Source organism: Catenuloplanes niger (assembly GCF_031458255.1).
Lineage (GTDB): Bacteria > Actinomycetota > Actinomycetes > Mycobacteriales > Micromonosporaceae > Catenuloplanes > Catenuloplanes niger.
Genome location: NZ_JAVDYC010000001.1, coordinates 5,471,522 through 5,487,732, shown reverse-complemented (window position 1 = coordinate 5,487,732; position 16,211 = coordinate 5,471,522). Strand labels below are relative to the sequence as shown.

At 72.4% G+C, this 16,211-nt stretch carries 15 protein-coding genes; 4 read left to right on the top strand and 11 right to left on the bottom strand.

Features of this window, described 5'->3' with window-relative positions; genetic code table 11:
* Positions 1-36 precede the first annotated feature (36 nt).
* Together J2S44_RS24435 and J2S44_RS24430 are read left to right on the top strand one after the other, a co-directional pair.
* Positions 37-1,032: a glycoside hydrolase family protein gene (locus J2S44_RS24435; protein WP_310418343.1), complete on the top strand. Its 996-nt coding sequence runs from the start codon at positions 37-39 to the stop codon at positions 1,030-1,032.
* Between the two features lie 320 nt (positions 1,033-1,352).
* On the top strand, positions 1,353-1,652 hold the full coding sequence (locus J2S44_RS24430; RefSeq protein ID WP_310418340.1) for a hypothetical protein: 300 nt from the start codon (positions 1,353-1,355) through the stop codon (positions 1,650-1,652).
* Here the strand turns inward: J2S44_RS24430 and J2S44_RS24425 are convergent.
* A complete protein-coding gene (locus J2S44_RS24425) occupies positions 1,642-3,156 on the bottom strand; it encodes a GGDEF domain-containing protein (RefSeq protein ID WP_310418337.1) in 1,515 nt (504 codons plus the stop codon). The genes J2S44_RS24430 and J2S44_RS24425 overlap by 11 nt on opposite strands.
* A 182-nt stretch (positions 3,157-3,338) precedes the next feature.
* Here J2S44_RS24425 and prmC point away from each other — a divergent pair, with 182 nt between their 5' ends.
* A complete protein-coding gene (prmC, locus tag J2S44_RS24420; protein ID WP_310418335.1) occupies positions 3,339-4,172 on the top strand; it encodes a peptide chain release factor N(5)-glutamine methyltransferase in 834 nt (277 codons plus the stop codon).
* Positions 4,173-4,202: 30 nt separating this feature from the next.
* Here the strand turns inward: prmC and J2S44_RS24415 are convergent, their stop codons facing one another.
* The 8 genes from J2S44_RS24415 to thrB form a co-directional block, all read right to left on the bottom strand.
* Positions 4,203-4,730, bottom strand: a complete 528-nt coding sequence (locus J2S44_RS24415; RefSeq protein ID WP_310418332.1) for a SigE family RNA polymerase sigma factor — start codon at positions 4,728-4,730, stop codon at positions 4,203-4,205.
* A complete protein-coding gene (locus J2S44_RS24410) occupies positions 4,727-5,296 on the bottom strand; it encodes a hypothetical protein (RefSeq protein WP_310418329.1) in 570 nt (189 codons plus the stop codon). Before J2S44_RS24410 ends, J2S44_RS24415 begins: the two co-directional genes overlap by 4 nt.
* Positions 5,297-5,369: 73 nt before the next feature.
* Complete coding sequence (gene prfA / locus J2S44_RS24405; protein WP_310418326.1) at positions 5,370-6,458, bottom strand: peptide chain release factor 1; 1,089 nt, start codon at positions 6,456-6,458, stop codon at positions 5,370-5,372.
* Between the two features lie 103 nt (positions 6,459-6,561).
* On the bottom strand, positions 6,562-6,792 hold the full coding sequence (rpmE, locus tag J2S44_RS24400) for a 50S ribosomal protein L31 (RefSeq protein WP_310418323.1): 231 nt from the start codon (positions 6,790-6,792) through the stop codon (positions 6,562-6,564).
* Between the two features lie 153 nt (positions 6,793-6,945).
* Complete coding sequence (locus tag J2S44_RS24395) at positions 6,946-8,991, bottom strand: methyl-accepting chemotaxis protein (protein ID WP_310418320.1); 2,046 nt, start codon at positions 8,989-8,991, stop codon at positions 6,946-6,948.
* A 50-nt stretch (positions 8,992-9,041) separates the two neighbouring features.
* Positions 9,042-10,229: a nitric oxide synthase oxygenase gene (locus J2S44_RS24390; RefSeq protein WP_310418318.1), complete on the bottom strand. Its 1,188-nt coding sequence runs from the start codon at positions 10,227-10,229 to the stop codon at positions 9,042-9,044.
* A 99-nt stretch (positions 10,230-10,328) separates the two neighbouring features.
* Positions 10,329-12,446 carry a transcription termination factor Rho gene (gene rho, locus J2S44_RS24385; protein ID WP_310418315.1) on the bottom strand — a complete coding sequence of 706 codons (2,118 nt, stop codon included), beginning with the start codon at positions 12,444-12,446 and terminating at the stop codon, positions 10,329-10,331.
* Between the two features lie 301 nt (positions 12,447-12,747).
* A complete protein-coding gene (gene thrB, locus J2S44_RS24380) occupies positions 12,748-13,692 on the bottom strand; it encodes a homoserine kinase (RefSeq protein ID WP_310418311.1) in 945 nt (314 codons plus the stop codon).
* Between the two features lie 79 nt (positions 13,693-13,771).
* On the opposite strand from thrB, the gene J2S44_RS24375 reads away from it, so the two are divergent.
* Positions 13,772-14,134 carry a hypothetical protein gene (locus J2S44_RS24375; RefSeq protein WP_310418308.1) on the top strand — a complete coding sequence of 121 codons (363 nt, stop codon included), beginning with the start codon at positions 13,772-13,774 and terminating at the stop codon, positions 14,132-14,134.
* Here the strand turns inward: J2S44_RS24375 and J2S44_RS24370 are convergent.
* A complete protein-coding gene (locus J2S44_RS24370) occupies positions 14,124-14,318 on the bottom strand; it encodes a type II toxin-antitoxin system antitoxin (protein WP_310418305.1) in 195 nt (64 codons plus the stop codon). The genes J2S44_RS24375 and J2S44_RS24370 overlap by 11 nt on opposite strands.
* A gap of 13 nt (positions 14,319-14,331) precedes the next feature.
* Positions 14,332-15,198: an SPFH domain-containing protein gene (locus J2S44_RS24365; RefSeq protein ID WP_310418300.1), complete on the bottom strand. Its 867-nt coding sequence runs from the start codon at positions 15,196-15,198 to the stop codon at positions 14,332-14,334.
* Between the last annotated feature and the right edge of the window lie 1,013 nt (positions 15,199-16,211).

Here is a 16,211-nt window from a genome sequence, read left to right as displayed (position 1 = left end):
ACCACGCTCATTGGTCACTGAACGGAGGCATGACCCATGCACCGTCGCTCAGTCCTGCGCGGCGCCGCCCTGCTCGGCACGGCCGGCACACTCGGCACGGCCGGCGCACTCGGCAGCCCGTCCCCCGCCCGCGCGGCCGGCCCGGCCGGCTTCCCGAGCTACCGCTACCTCGGCACGCCGTTCACCAAGTCCGCGCTGGCCTACAACCCGACGAACGAGCTGATCTTCCCGTGCGTGCGCGGCGTCTACGACAAGATCAGTTCGTACCGCGGCCGCTACTACCTCTGGTACGCGCCGCACAACGCGCCCGGCGGCATCTGCCTCGCCTACGGCGACTCGCTGGCCGGCCGGTTCACCGAGCACCCGGCGAACCCGATCGTCCCGGCCGACTGGGCACCGCACTACTCGGTCAGTCACGTGTCGTCCCCGCACGTGCTCTGGCACGCCCCGAGCCGGCGCTTCTACCTGTACTTCCACGGCGAGAACAGCACCACCCGGCTGGCGGTCTCCGCGGACGGGATCACCTACACGTACCACGGCGAGGTGTTGACCACCGCGATGGTCCCGAACATCACCGAGGCCTCCTACGCGCGCGTCTTCGCGCACTCGATCCCCGCGCTCGGCGCCCGCTACGTCATGGTGTTCATGGGCTACCACCGCGTCGCGCCCGGCGTCCGCAAGATCTTCTGGGGCTGGTCCCCCGACGGTCTGACCTGGCAGTACGACCCGGTCCCGCTGGTCTCGCCCACTCCGGACGGCGAGACCGACCTCAGCGGCCCGCACCTGCTCACCCGCAACGGCACCGCCTACGTCGTCTACCACGGCGGGTCCGGCCGGATGTACCTCACCGAGGTCGGCCCCGCCTTCGACCGCGAGAACCACCTCGGCGTCTTCCACACCCCGCTGACCGGCGCGCCCGACCGCAACCGCGCGGCCGCACCCGCGTTCGGCACCGACAACGGCGTCTCGTACATGTTCTACGAGGCCGGCCAGCGCGACTCCACCACGATCGCGGTCGCCAGAGCCGTCTGACGAAAAAGCGGCCGAACCCGATCTTCCCGCTCCCGGCCGCGCACGTGCCGCACGCTCCCGCGGGCACCGGTCGTCGCCGGCGCTCCTCCCTGCGGGATCCGAGGGTGGGCACCGGAAAACCCCGCGGCCGCGCCGCGCGGACGGCGTGGTTCGCCCCGGCCCCGTGCGGAACGTGCAGGGAGGCCGCCCGCGGCCGACCGGTGCCCGCGGGAGCGTGCGGCAACCGGCCACGCCGGAAGCGGGAAATCCGCTCTCGCACGGTTCTGCCGGTCCGGTTCGCCGGTCCGGGAGATTGGCGCCGGGTGCCTACGCTCGGCGGCATGAGCGGGTGGTTCGTGATCGTGGAGGAGCAGACCGGCAACGGCGAGGGCCGGCAGTGGCGGGTGACCAACGTGGCGCCCGCGGCCGAGACCGAGGAGGGCGCGCAGGAGCTGGCGCTGCGGACCGCGCGGGAGTACCAGCCGGAGCATCCCTGGTCGCCGCGCCGGCGGCGGGTCTACCGGCTGGCCACGCCGGGCTCGTTCCTGGTCGCGGTCGAGGGGCGGACCGCGACGTTCCACTTCCGGGTGTCGTTGGGCGAGCAGATCTACGACGAGCCGGAGACCGGCCTCACGCGGTGACCGTGCGGAACGCGCGGACCAGCGCGTCGGCCAGGCCGCCGCGCCCCTCCGGGACGGCGCCGTTGATCTCGGCCCAGCCCAGGCGGGCGGAGATCGGCGTGCCGGGGACCAGCGACTCCCAGTCCTCCGCGGCCAGCGCGGTGGAGATGCGCCGGCCGACCTCGGTGGCCTGGGCCGTGCCGGCGCCGGGCAGCACCACCACGAACTCGTCGCCGCCGTAACGGGCCACGAAGTCGCCGCGGCGCATCACCCGGTTTATCACGCCGGCGACCCGCTGCAGCACCAGGTCGCCGGCGTGATGACCGTGCACGGTGTTGACCGAGGTGAAACCCATCAGGTCGCAGACGCCCAGCGCGGCGCGCTCGCCGTGCTCGGCCAGCTCCGCGACGTACCGCTCCAGGCGACGGCGGTTCGGCAGGCCGGTCAGCGGGTCGGACAGCGCCTCCCCGCCGGCCTGCGCGGCGGCGCGGCGCATCTCCTCCTGGTCCAGCCGGGCCGCGATGCCGTCCACGTAGACCTCGCGCAGCCGGTCGTTGCGCTGGGTGGCGAGCCGGAACGCGAGCCGGTCCGCGCGGTGCGCCGCCTCGTGGTCGCCGGCCCGGGCGTACGAGACGCTGCGCAACCGGGCCGGCTCGGCCGCGCCGAGCGTCTCCGGCGCGACCGTGACGGAGCTGAGCTGGGTGAGCGCCTCCGTGGTCCGGCCGTCCGCGATGGACAGGCACACCTCGCCGAGCCGGCGCAGGTCCCGGGCGCGCGCGCTGTCCCCGCCGTAGGCGAGCAGCGGCCACGCGTCGACCGGGCCGCGTTCACCGAGCGCGGCCCGGCGGGCGACCGTGTAGCCGTACGCCGCGCGGCTGCTCGGCCGGATCCGGTCCAGGTGACCGGCCCGGCCGATCCGGGTCAGGTCGTCGCTGACGTCGCGGAGCACGCGCAGGCAGCCGTCCGTGTCGCCGGCGTGGTCCAGCGCGATCGCGTTGCGCAGCCGGATGCCGGGCGCGGCCAGCACCTCCTCGGCCAGGCCGGCCGCGGCGCCGATCTGCCGGGCGCGCTCGATCGCGGAGAGCGCGTAGCCGTGGAACGCCAGGTACGAGTACGCCATCGCGAGGTCGTGCCAGCCCCAGGCGGTGTCCGAGTCCGGGTCGGTCACCGCGTTGAGCGCGCGGGAGCTCTGCACCAGGTGCATCACGCAGCGGTCGAGCGCACCCTGGTGGTGGGCGGCGAGCGCGGCGAACGCGTGCAGTTGTCCCCGCACGTACGGCTCCGGCAGCTCCTGCACGGCCTCGAACGCGCGGTCCATGGCCGGCCCGTACTCCGCGGTGCGCCCGAGGTTGATCAGCGTGCCGAGCCGCTGGACCAGCGCGTCGGTCCGGGCGTAGGGGTCGCGCGTGCTCTCCGCGACCTGCTCCAGCAGCCGGGACGCCTCCGCCGAGCGGTCGGCCTGCTGCAACGTGCGCGCCTCACGCAGGCGGTCGGCCTGGTCCGCGACCCGGTCGAGCCAACCCACTCGGCGCCTCCCTGATCTGTCGAGGCGGCGTACCCGCTCGGTCCGCCGCAAAGTTGTGGTCTCGAAACGACGAGCGGTGCGTCTTCGGCCCGCCGCGATGTGCGTACCGTAATGATTATGGCGTGACCCACGCTCATGGAAAGCCCCCAGCGGGCACGGAACGGACACGAGCCTCCGCGGTCGTGGCCCGCGGGACGTCTCGCCTGGACGAGGCCGGCGTTCCGACGCCGCGCGTCGACGCGGAGATCCTCGCCGCTCACGTGCTGGGCGAGTCCCGCTCGCAACTGCTGCTCTCCGACGGTTTCACCGAGCAGGCGCTGCTCGAGTACGTGAAGGTGATCGAGAAGCGCGCGACCGGCGTACCGCTGCAGCACATCACCGGCAGCGCGCCGTTCCGGCACATCGAGCTCTCCGTCGGCCCGGGCGTGTTCGTGCCCCGGCCGGAGACCGAGCTGCTGGCGGACTGGGGCCTGGCCGCGCTGGCCGGGCACTCCCGGCCGGTGGTGGTCGACCTGTGCAGCGGCTCCGGCGCGATCGCGCTGGCCGTGGCGAACGAGCGCCCGGACGCGACGGTCTACGCGGTGGAGCGGTCCCCGGAGGCGCTGACCTGGCTGCGGCGCAACGCGGCCGAACGCGCGGACGCCGGCGACCCGCACATCACCGTGGTGGAGGGGGACGTCGCGGACGAGTCCGTGCTGGCCGACCTGAACGGCACCGTCGACCTGGTGCTGTGCAACCCGCCGTACGTGCCGCGCGGCACGAAGGTCGCGGTCGAGGTCGACCACGATCCGCCGCAGGCCGTGTTCGGTGGTGAGGAGGGCCTGGACCTCATCCCCGCGGTGATCGGCACGGCCGCGCGGCTGCTGACGTCCGGCGGCTCGTTCGCGGTGGAGCACGACGAGACGCACGGCGCGGAGGTGCCGGCGCTGCTGCGCGAGGACGGCCGGTTCGCCGTCGTCCGGCTCCGGTACGACCTCGCGCAGCGCGCCCGCTACACCACCGCACACAAGGCTTGACTGAGGACCGGGCTCAGCTGAGGACCGGGCTCAGCTGAGCCGGACGTCCTCGCCCAGCTCGGCGCGCAGCCGGGCGAGCGCCCGCATGTCGCGCATCTTGACGGCGGAGGCGGAGATGCCGAGGATCTCCGCCACCGCCTCGACGCTGCGGTCCTCCCAGTGCCGGAGCACGACCACGGCCTGGTCGCGGTCCGGCAGCGTGGCGAGCGCGCGCAGCAGGGTGACCTGCAGCTCGGCCCGGCCGCCGCCGTCGACGCCGCGGTCGGGTGTCTCCGCGACGACGACGTCCCGGCGCCGCCTACGGTGGTCGAAGACCACGTTCATCAGGACCTTGCGGCTGTACGCGTCCAGGTTCGACGCGCGGCGCACCCGCCGCCAGGACGCGAACATCTTGGCCAGCGTGGTCTGGGTGAGGTCCTGCGCGAGGTGCCAGTCCCGGGTCATCAGGTAGGCGGTGCGCCGCAGCCGGGGCGTCGCCGCGGTCGCGAACTCGGTGAAGTCGGCGTGCCGGGCGGCCTTGCCGGTGACTCCCACGGTGGTGACGTCCAGCGCGGTCACGGCCACACTCCCCCGCGGCACACCAGCTGCACCCCGTGCGGGTCGACGCCGGGGACGTCGGCGTAGTCGTCGAGGAACTCCGTCGCGCGGTCCGGCTCGGCCAGCTCGACGCGGTACCGGCCCGGCAGGTCGGGCCCGTCCCCCACCCTGACGTTCCGGGTCATCCCGGCGTCCACCAGTTGCTCGACGGTCAGCGGGTCGGTCCAGGTGAAGCCGCGGACCAGCTCGTCCCCGCCGAGCCGGGTCTCGATCGCGGCGCGCTGCGCGGCCGTGACGTCGTCCCGCGCGGAGAGGAACAGCACCGGCTTCTCGGTCAGGACGAAGTCGGGGATGCCGCACTCCGACACCGACACGGGGCCGCCGGGTGGTTCCACGGCCGATGGCAGCATGGCCCCGGTGGCACCGAGCGCCGCCACCAGCGCGACCGCGGCCACCGGGCCGGCGACCAGCCGTCGCCGCCGGCGGATCCGGGTGCCGTCCGCGATCGCGCCGTCGGTGACGTCCCCCAGCGCCGCCGGCTCGTCCGCGACCGCCTGGCCGAACAGATCCTTGAGGTTCTCGTTCATCGTGCTCCCTGTCTCGGTGCCGGCTCCGAACGCCGTCACGGAGAAGGACAGGGTGGAACCCCGGTCAGGTCACTTACTTCCGGGACAGTTCGGTGTCGCCGGCCAGGCGCGCCGCCCGGTCCGCCTCGGTCAGCGCGTCCAGCACGCCGTCCACGTCACCGGCCAGCACCAGGTCCAGGTTGTACGCGGTGAAGCCGATCCGGTGGTCGGTGATCCGGTTCTGCGGGAAGTTGTACGTCCGGATCCGCTCGGACCGGTCGACCGTGCGCACCTGCGACTTGCGCGCGTCGGACGCCTCCGCCGCGGCCGCCTCCTGGGCGTGCGCGAGCAGCCGGGACCGCAGGATCCGCATGGCCTGCTCCCGGTTCTGCAGCTGGGACTTCTCGTTCTGGCAGGACACGACCACGCCGGTCGGCAGGTGCGTGATCCGGACCGCGGAGTCGGTGGTGTTGACCGACTGCCCGCCCGGCCCGGATGAGCGGAACACGTCGATGCGCAGGTCGTTCGCGTCGATCTGCACGTCGACCTCCTCGGCCTCGGGCAGCACCAGCACGCCGGCCGCGGAGGTGTGGATCCGGCCCTGCGACTCGGTGACCGGGACGCGCTGCACCCGGTGCACGCCGCCCTCCCACTTGAGCCGGGACCAGACGCCGTTGCCGCCCTCGGGCACGCCCTTCGTCTTGATCGCGACGGAGACGTCCTTGACGCCGCCCATGTCCGAGCTCTGCGCCTCGATGACCTCGGTGACCCAGCCGTGCCGCTCCGCGTACCGCTGGTACATCCGCAGCAGGTCGCCGGCGAACAGCGCGGACTCCTCGCCGCCCTCGCCCGCCTTGATCTCCAGGATCACGTCCTTGGCGTCGTTGGGGTCCCGCGGGATGAGCAGCTCGGCGAGGCGCTCCTCCAGCACGGGCAGGCGCGCGGACAGCTCGTCGGCCTCGGCCGCGAAGGCCGGGTCCTCGGCGGCCAGCTCGCGCGCGGCCTCCAGGTCCTCGCGGGCCTGCTCCAGCTCGCCGTTGGCCTTGTGGATCGGGGAGAGCTCGGCGAACCGCCGGCCCACCCGCCGGGCCGTGTTCTGGTCCGCGTGGATGGCCGGGTCGGCGAGCCGCTTCTCCAGGTCGGCGTACTCCTCCAGGAGTGACATCAGCCGTTCGTTGCTCATCTCATCAGCTCTCTACGTCACGAAGCGCGCTACGTCACAACCGGGCATGAACGACGAACGGCGCCCGCCCCTGAACGAACAGGAACGAGCGCCGTACGGAAAGCTACTTGGTCTTGGCGCCGGTCTTCTGGACCTTGGCGTACTTCTGCTGGAACTTCGCCACGCGACCCGCGGTGTCGAGCACGCGCTGCTTGCCGGTGTAGAACGGGTGGCAGGCGCTGCAGGTCTCGACGGAGATCTTCCCGTCCTTCGCGGTGCTGCGCGTGGTGAACGTGCTGCCGCAGGAGCAGGACACCTCGGTCACGGCGTACTGCGGGTGAATGTCCTTCTTCATGTGCCTCGGTCCTCTCGTGGGTGGTCGCCGGGTCGCTCGACGCCGATCGTGGAGCGTGAACCGGAACCGCTGGCCGATGGTCCAGTCTGCCATGTCCGGGGTGCGGGGCCCGCACCGGGAGACGGTGACCGTTCCGGCTGGTGCAACCGGAACTCACGGCAGCGCATTCCCGAGCGTGGCGATGTGCCGGGCGAGCGCCCCACGGGCCTCCGGTGACACGTCCAGGAAGCGCAGCCGCAGGTCGTCCCCGGTGCGCTGGGCCACGTTCCCGGCCAGCGTGACGGTGGTGCCGGAGACGCGCAGTTCGGCGGTCACGTCCGCGCCGAGGCCGAGCCGGTCGAGCGTCGGCACGGTGCAGTGCAGGCCGCCGAGGCTCACGTCGAGCAGCCGGCCGGCGTGCCGCTCGCCGTCCACGACCAGCGTGACCGGCCCGGTGTCGGCGTAGCGGGGGAACTCGCGCCGCTCCAGCTTGTCGGTCAGGTCGACCATGTTGTTGATCCGGTCCAGCGTCTCCGCGACGCCGCGGTCCAGGCTCTGCACCAGGTCGTGCTGGTCGGCCGCGATCTGGCGCAGCTCCAGTGTGGCGGTGTTCACACTGCCGATGCCGTCGGTGACGCCGCCGATCGCGGCGAACATCGCGGCCACGTCGGTCTCCAGCGAGGAGATCGTGCTGGAGATCTGCTCGGTGGACCGGGCGGACGCGGTGGCCAGGTCCTTGACCTCGCCGGCGACCACCGCGAAGCCCTTGCCCATCTCGCCGGCCCGGGCCGCCTCGATCGTCGCGTTCAGCGCCAGCATGCGGGTCTGGTCCGCCACGCCCGCGATCACCTGGGCCATCTCCGCGACGCGGCGCAGGCTCGCGGTGAGCGCGCCGGTGACCCGGTCCGCCTCGGCCGCCTTCGTCACCACGGATTCGGTGATCTGCGCGGCCGCGGCCATCTGCCCGTCGATCCGGTTCGTGGCCGCGCGCACCTGCTCGACCTGATCGACCACCTCGGCCAGCTCCATCGCGATGGTGGACGCGGTGTCCGCGATCGCCTCCTTCGCCCGTTCCCGCAGCAGCGCCTCGGAGCGCTGCTGCTGGGCCATGCTGGTGCTCATCTGCTGCTCGCGCGCGTCCTGGCCGGCGCGCAGGTCCTCCTCCTGGGCCGCGATCTTCGCGCGCGCGGTGCCGAGCGCGCGGCCGATGTCGCCGAACTCGTCCCGGCCGGTCGGCAGCGGGCGCGGCGCGAGATCCCCGGCCGCGATCGCCTGCACGCCGGCCACCATGTGCCCGACGTGGAAGCGGGTGTGCCACCAGAGCCCGACGCCCGCGTAGACGGCCAGCAGCACGCCGACCACGGTGATCGCCAGGATCGTGTCCTGCTCCGCCTCGAAGCCGTCGATCCGGGTGCCGATCAGCCCGCCGAGCGCGGTGTGGAGGTCGCCGGAGACCGCGGTGACCGCCTCGCCCAGCGGCGCCGGGTCGACCGCGACCGCGGTGCCGAGCCCGGCGTCGAGCGCGCTCGCGATGGTCTCCGCGGCGGCCGCGACCCGCTCCACCCCGGCCAGGCGCCCGGTCAGCGTGCCGTCGGACGTGTTCGCCAGCGACGTCTCCGCACCGGTCCGCAGGTTCCCGGCGACCGTGGTCAGCTCGCTGGCGTAGACGGCCTGCTCGGCGATCAGCGCGGTGCCGGCCGGGCTGACCGGCGCGGCCGCGCGGGCCGCGGCCAGCAGCACCCGCGGCAGCTGCACGACCTCCATGTCCATCACGTAGAACGAGTCGAGGTCCGGGTCGAGGATCAGGTTGGACTCGTTGGCGACGCCGGTGATGAACGCGGCCAGCGCCTCGCCGAACGCGATCCGGCCGGCTCCGGTGGTCGGGTCCCCGGCCGCCGCCGACGTGACCGCGGCGTGCGCCTCGTCCAGTCCGCCGTCCGCGAAGAGTTCCGGGTTGTCCGCCATCGCGGCGTCCAGCGCGGCCAGGTTCGGGCGCCGGCCGGTCAGCGCGCCGCCGAACAGCTCCAGCGCGGGCAGCAGCACGTCGTTGCCGTCGCTCTCCCGCTCGGAGAAGGAGATCTGGCCCTGCGAGAAGTGCACGAAGCCGTAGACCGCGCTCATGCACGGGACCAGCAGCACCACCATGATGATGGAGAGGCGCACCGTCATCCGGGTGCGGTCCCAGATGGCCAGTACCGGCAACAGCGGCCGTGGGTACATCCGGTTCATCCCCTCGCGCGCCGACTCCGATTCCACGTCCCCGTTCGGCCTCACTCGCCCGAAGCTGAGGATTTCGGGTGCATCGCCCGCTCGTGGGCGTCCGGGTCCAGGTAGAACGCGGGCCGCTGGTCCGCCTCGTGGTAGTAACGGTGGAAGACCGGCGTGGCCGACCCGGAGATCGGCGGCACGATCCAGCTCCAGTCCGCGGGCACCTGCCGGCCGGCCCGCTCCTCGTTGCGCAGGTGGGTGAGGAAACGCTCCGACTCGGTGTGGTGGTCGGAGATCTTCACGCCGGCCAGGTCGAACGAGTGCAGCACCGCGCGGTTCAGCTCGATCAGCGCGCGGTCCCGCCACATCGTGCCGTCGGACGACATGTCCAGGCCCATCCGCTTCGCCACCTCGGGCAGCATGTCGTAGCGTTCGGCGTCGCCGAACGTGCGCGCGCCGATCTCGGTGCCCATGTACCAGCCGTTGAACGGCGCCAGCGGGTAGTGCACGCCGCCGATGGTCAGCCGCATGTTGGAGATCGCCGGGATCGCGTGCCAGCGCAGGCCGAGCTCCTCGAACCAGGGCAGCTCCGGGTGCGAGATCCGCACCTCCAGCACGGACCGCTCGGAGAGCTCGAAGAGCCGTACGCCCTCGGCCGGCGTCTCGATCGCCAGCGGCAGCACGTCGTGGCCGGTGCCCGCGCCCCGCCAGCCCCGCGCGGTCATCGCCGCGGTGAACTCCACCATCCGCGGGTCACCGAGCACGCTGCCGTCGGTGCGCCGGTAACCCGCGTACCGGATCAACTGCTCGTTCCAGATCCGGGGGTACGGCCGGCCGGGCGTCGCCGGCGGGAAGATCGAGATGACCGGCCGCAGCATGCCGGGGTTGGACATGTTGCCGGCCTGCCGCAGGTGCCGCAGCAGCAGCGTGAAGATGTGGTCCGCGGTGTGCGCGTCCCGCCGGTCCAGCACCACCAGGCTGCGCCAGTAGAGCCGGCCGATGCAGCGGGAGGCGTTGCGCCAGGCCACCTTCGCGCCGTAGGCGACCTCGTCGAACGTCTGCGCGTAGGTACCGGTCGCGGCGATCTGCGCGCGCACCGAGGACAGCCGCTGCTCGACCGGGCCGAGGCGCTTGTCCTCGGCGTAGCAGAGCCGCAGGAACTCCTCCGCCTCGAGCGCGTCGACCGGCGCGTTCGGGTCCCACGGTTCGGTCGGGATGTCTCGATAACCGGGAACGGCCGTGTGCGACACACCACCATGATCAGCCACAAAAGCCACGCTTCGCGGTCGAACCCGAAAAAACCTCAGCGACGGTACGGGCGTCCGTACCGTCGCTGAGGTCGTGGGTCTTTACTCGCCCGGCGTCGACTTCGCGATCTGCATCAGGAACTCGATGTTGGTCCGGGTCTCCTTGAGGCGGCCGAGCAGCAGGTCCAGCGCGGCCTGCGACTCCAGCGAGTGGAGCACCTTGCGCAGCTTGTGCGTGATGGCCAGCTCCTCCGGCGCGAGCAGGATCTCTTCCTTGCGCGTGCCGGACGGGTGGATGTCGATGGCCGGGAAGGTCCGCTTGTCGGCGATCTTCCGGTCCAGCTTCAGCTCCGCGTTACCGGTGCCCTTGAACTCCTCGAAGATGACCGTGTCCATCATGGACCCGGTCTCCACCAGCGCGGTCGCGAGAATGGTGAGCGAGCCACCGTTCTCGATGTTGCGCGCGGCGCCGAGGAAACGCTTCGGCGGGTAGAGCGCGGTCGAGTCGATACCACCGGACATGATGCGGCCGGAGGCCGGCGCGGCCAGGTTGTACGACCGGCCGAGACGCGTCACCGAGTCGAGCAGCACGACCACGTCGTGGCCCAGCTCGACCAGGCGCTTGGCCCGCTCGATCGCCAGCTCCGCGACCGTGGTGTGGTCCTGCGGCGGCCGGTCGAACGTGGCCGCGATGACCTCGCCCTTCACCGACCGCTGCATGTCGGTGACCTCTTCGGGACGCTCGTCCACCAGCACCACCATCAGGTGGCACTCCGGGTTGTTGTGGGTGATCGCGTTCGCGATCGCCTGGAGCACCATCGTCTTACCGGCCTTCGGCGGCGAGACGATCAGGGCGCGCTGGCCCTTGCCGATCGGCATCACCAGGTCGATGACGCGGGTGGTCAGGATGTGCGGCTCGGTCTCCAGCCGCAGGCGCTCCTGCGGGTAGAGCGGCGTGAGCTTGTAGAACTCGGGGCGGCGCTTGGCCTCGTCCGGGTCCATCCCGTTGATCGTGTCCAGCCGGACCAGCGGGTTGTACTTGTCGCGCCGCTGCTCGCCCTCGCGGGCCGCCCGGACCGCACCGGTGATCGCGTCACCGCGGCGCAGACCGTACTTCTTGACCTGCGACATGGAGACGTAGACGTCGTTCGGCCCGGAGAGGTAGCCGGTGGTGCGGACGAACGCGTAGTTGTCCAGCACGTCGATGATGCCGGCCACCGGGACGAGCACGTCGTCCTCGGAGAACTGCGGCTCGTTGCCGCCCCGGTCGGTGCGCTCGCTGCCCTCACGCTCACCGCGGCCACGGCGACGCTCCCGGAAGCGGGAGCGCCGGCCGCGCCGGCCGCTGCCGTCCTCGTCGTCCGAGTCGCTGTCGTCGTTGCGGTCCCGGTCGGCACCGCGCGGCGCCCGCTCCGAACGGTCGTTGCGGTCCCGGTCGCGCTCGCCCCGCTCGCCGCGGTCGTTGCGCTCCGCCCGGTCGCCGCGCTCGGCGCGGTCACCACGGTCGTTGCGCTCGGCACGGTCGCCCCGCTCGGCGCGGTCACCGCGGTCGTTGCGGTCCGTGCGGTCGCCGCGCTCGGCGCGGTCACCACGGTCGTTGCGCTCGGCACGGTCGCCCCGCTCGCCGCGCTCGCCCCGCTCGACGCGGTCGCCACGCTCGACGCGCTCGCCACGCTCGGCGCGGTCGGTCCGCTCGGCGCGGTCGGTCCGCTCGGCGCGCTCCGCCCGCTCGCCGCGCTCCGCCCGCTCGGTGCGGTCGCCACGCTCGCGACGGCTGCGGCCCTCGCGCTGCGGCTCCGGTGCTTCCTCGGTCTCGGTGGTGCGCGGCTCCGGAGCGCCGGCCGCCCGGGAGGACCGGCGCGGTGCCCGCGTCGTCTCCGCCGGGGCCTCGGCGGGCGCGGTCGCGGTGGCGGTGGCGGTCTCGCGGACCTCGGCCCGCACCTCCTCGCGCACCGGTGCAGCCGCCGCGGCGACCTCCGCACGCTGGCGGGGGGCACCTCCGCCGGCGCCACCACCCTGCCGCTCGGAGATGGCGGCGACCAGCTCGCCCTTGCGCATCCGGGCCGTGCCGGAAATGCCGAGCGACGCGGCGAGGCTCTGCAGCTCGGGCAGGAGCATCGCCGTCAGGCCGGTCCCGGAGCGCCGGCGACGGGTGGTGCCGGCCGCGGCGTCATCAGCGACCTTGGAAGCATCCGACGTGATGTCGGTGGTGTCGCTCAATGGATTCCTTCCCTCGTAAGGCCGGGCTGCCCGGGTGTTGTCAGTGGTGGCCGGGCGGCCTCGGTTTCCCGCCTCGCACATCGCGTCACGGGAGTCTTGCGCACGGCAGCCGGAGAGCGGTTTCTAATCGGTCTGGATCGACAGATCAGGATCGCCGCCGACAGCGGCCGTGACATCTGCGGAACGGCGTCATGCCTAGGCAGGAGGTGAGACGGGCTGACCGCCGAAAGCTTCGGGGGTGCACCGACCCGCAGGAGATCATCGCTTGCTTCGCGGTCGTGCTGCTAGGTCTAGAGCGTAATCAACTCTTGCGACCTGCGGCAATAGTGTACCGCTTGGCGTGTCCCAGTGTACTACCGGACAGTCCCGCACCGTCCGCGTCCACCGACATCGGCGTGGCGGCCCAGCCGTCACCCGCGTCGAAGTCACCGGGCACCTGTGTCAATGCCAGCACGGAGGGCCCGGCACCGCTGATCACGGCGGCCACACCGGCCGCCCGGAGCCGCCGGACCAGCGCCGCGCTCTCCGGCATGCCGGGCGCCCGGTAGTCCTGGTGCAGGCGGTCCTCGGTGGCCGGCAGCAGCAGCTCCGGCGCGGTGGTCAGCGCATGGACCAGCAGCGCCGCCCGTCCCGCGTTGCGCGCCGCGTCCGCGTGCGGCACCTCGGCCGGCAGCGCGGCCCGCGCATGCGCGGTCAGGCCGCGGACATCCGGCACGAAAACCGTCGGATGCACGGCTGCGGACGGCGCCAGCCGCACCGCGTGCGCGCCGTCCGCGCCGGTCCAGGCGATGGTGAAACCACCGAGCAGGCACGGCGCCACGTTGTCCGGATGACCCTCGATCTCGTTCGCCAGGCGCAGCGCGGCCGCGTCGTCCATCAGCTCGCGACCGCCCACCACCAGCGACCGGGCCACCTCGATGCCGGCCACGATCGCGGCGGACGAGGAGCCGAGCCCGCGCGCCTGCGGGATGCGGTTGTCGCAGTCCAGCGCGAGACCGGGCGGGCGGGCACCGAGCACGTCGAACGCCGCGAACGCGGCGCGGGCCACCAGGTGCTCCGGGCCGGACGGCAGCTCACCGGCGCCCTGGCCGGTCACCGTCACCACGCAGCCGTCGTCCGTGACGCGGCCGGTGACGTGGTCGTGGAGCGCGAGCGCGAGCCCGAGCGCGTCGAACCCCGGACCGAGATTCGCGCTGGTGGCGGGCGCCCGCACGGTGACGGGGTCACTGACGAAGGAGAGAGCCACCCGATCAGCCTAGGAGGTCGCCGCAGTCCCCTCCGCGCGGGTGGGGTACCGCTTGTGGCCTGCGGTTAGCCTCCCGACCATGTACTTCTTCGCCACCGTGACCTCGCTGCCGACGCTGATCGCCGGCGTGGTGGGGCTGGTCCTCGTCCGCACGCGCGCCGGCTCGCTGCCGCCGCGTACCACGCGCTTCGCCACCGTCGGACTCACGCTGACACTGGTCTCCACGGTGCTCGGCACGATCTGGCAGATCGTCACGCCGATGGTGATCCAGGCGGCCGGGACGTCGCTGTTCGGGATCTACTCGTTCGGCCAGTGGATCGTCACCGGCGGGCTCTCCGTCGCCGGGCTCGCCCTGCTGATCGCGGCCGTGCTGGCGCGCGCCACGCCGCGCAACCCGTGGGAGGCCGCGGACCCGGGTCCGCGGCCTCCGTTCATTCGGTAGCGTCGTCCGCCCCGGGTTCGGGCTCGGGCGCGGGCTTCGGCTTGCGGCCCGCGCCCCGCAACGCCTGCCGCAGCGCGAACTCGATCTGCGCGTTCACGCTGCGCAGGTCGTCCGCCGCCCACTTCGCGACCGCGTCGTAGACCTGCGGGTCCAGGCGTAACAACAGCTTCTTGCGCTCCGGCATCGCACAGTGCCTCTCAGGAGTACAGCGACCCCGCGTTGACCACCGGCTGCGCGGCCCGGTCGCCGCACAGCACCACCAGCAGGTTCGCCACCATCTGAGCCTTGCGCTCCTCGTCCAGCTCGACCACGTGCTCGGCCCGCAGACGCTCCAGCGCGTTCGACACCATGCCGACCGCACCCTCCACGATCTGGAACCGGGCGCCGACGATCGCGCTCGCCTGCTGCCGCGCCAGCATCGCCTGCGCGATCTCCGGAGCGTAGGCCAGGTGGGTGGTCCGCGACTCCAGCACCTCCACCCCGGCCCGCTCGAACCGCTCACGCAGTTCCGCGGTCAGCTCCTCGCTGACCACCGAACTGTCCCGCAGGCTGGAGCGGCCGGTGTCGTGCGCCTCGTACGGGTAGCTGGTGGCCAGGTGCCGCACCGCGGTCTCGGCCTGCACCGCCACGTACTCGATGTGGTCGTCCACCGCGAACACCGCCGCCGCGGGATCCACCACCCGCCACACCACGACCGCCGCGATCTCCACCGGGTTGCCATCCGCATCCGACACCTTCAGCCGGTCGGTCTCGAAGTTGCGCACCCGCAACGTCACCCGCCGCCGCACCGTCAGCGGCAGCGTCCACTGGAGACCCTCGCTGCGGATCACACCCAGATAGCGCCCGAAGAACTGCACCACCTGCGCCTCGTTCGGGTTCACCACCACGAACCCGGTCGACGCGATCGCCAGGATCAGGCCGTACACCGCCACCGTGACGCCGACGACCACCTCACCGCCGTCCGCCTCCACGAACGGCACCGCCACCGCCGCGGCCACGGCCGCGAGCAGCACCAGCAGGCCGATCACCAGGAACCCGTTCACCCGGAAGACTCGCCGCTCCATGACATCTCCCCCATATCGAAGTGATATCACCATGCTAACACTGGGGAGCAAGGGCTTCCGGGCGCGGCTTCTTGAGCGGTGGGGTCGCGTGCAGGGCTGCCTCCGGCGGGCCTCGAGCTCCGGTGCATGGCGGGATTGCCGGGTGTGGGGGTCCGTGGGGCCGGCTGTTTTTTCGTGGCGGGTGTGGGTTGCGTCTGTGGGCCGGGATGGTGCTGGCGCACGTCCGCGAAAACCACCACGGCTGCGGTACGCGGGATTCGCGCGACCAGCCGACCCCGCTCGAACGCGCCAGTCGCATATCGGGCGCGTTGCGGAGGCTTGAATGCCGGCATTCGGGTGCTGATGCTATTCGGCGTCGCCGCATAGAGCCTATCGCGGTCGCGGTGTGCGGGGTGCCGAAAGTACGGTCCGGTTCGAAAGTCACGTGTCGCGAATGGTGCACGATCGCATGTGGGCCAGGGGGCCACATCGGGGCGGCGATGATCGACGCTTTGTGAAAGGCTTTCTCCATGCGGCAATTGCAGTTGTTCACGTCGGCGGGAATGGCGAAGATGCGAGATCGGACTGCGTCTCGTAATTACTCTGCCGCGCGTGACAAATTCCGTCGGGTACATGAGCGGCGCCGCTATTGGGGAAAGCGCCGCGGTCACATAGACCGACTGCGCCGGGAGTACGGCTACCCCTACGTCGAGGCCGTGGCGGCCGTCGACGGTGTGCGCCGTGGCTCATCCCCGGCTCGCCACGCGGCCCCCGCTCCGCGAACACGCCCGCCCGACCACGCAACCGCCGCACCACGGCTACCTTCACGCGACTACGCACTCACCGCGCCGCAAGCGCCTCCGCACGACCACGCCGCCGCCACGCCGCAGGCGCATCCGCGCGACCATGCAGTCACCGCGCAGCAAGGTGCTCCCCAAGCGCCTCCGCGCGACCACACGCCTACCTCGCCGCAGACATCCCCACGCGGCCACGCATCCGCCACGCCGCAGATACGTCCACGCGACTGCGCCCCT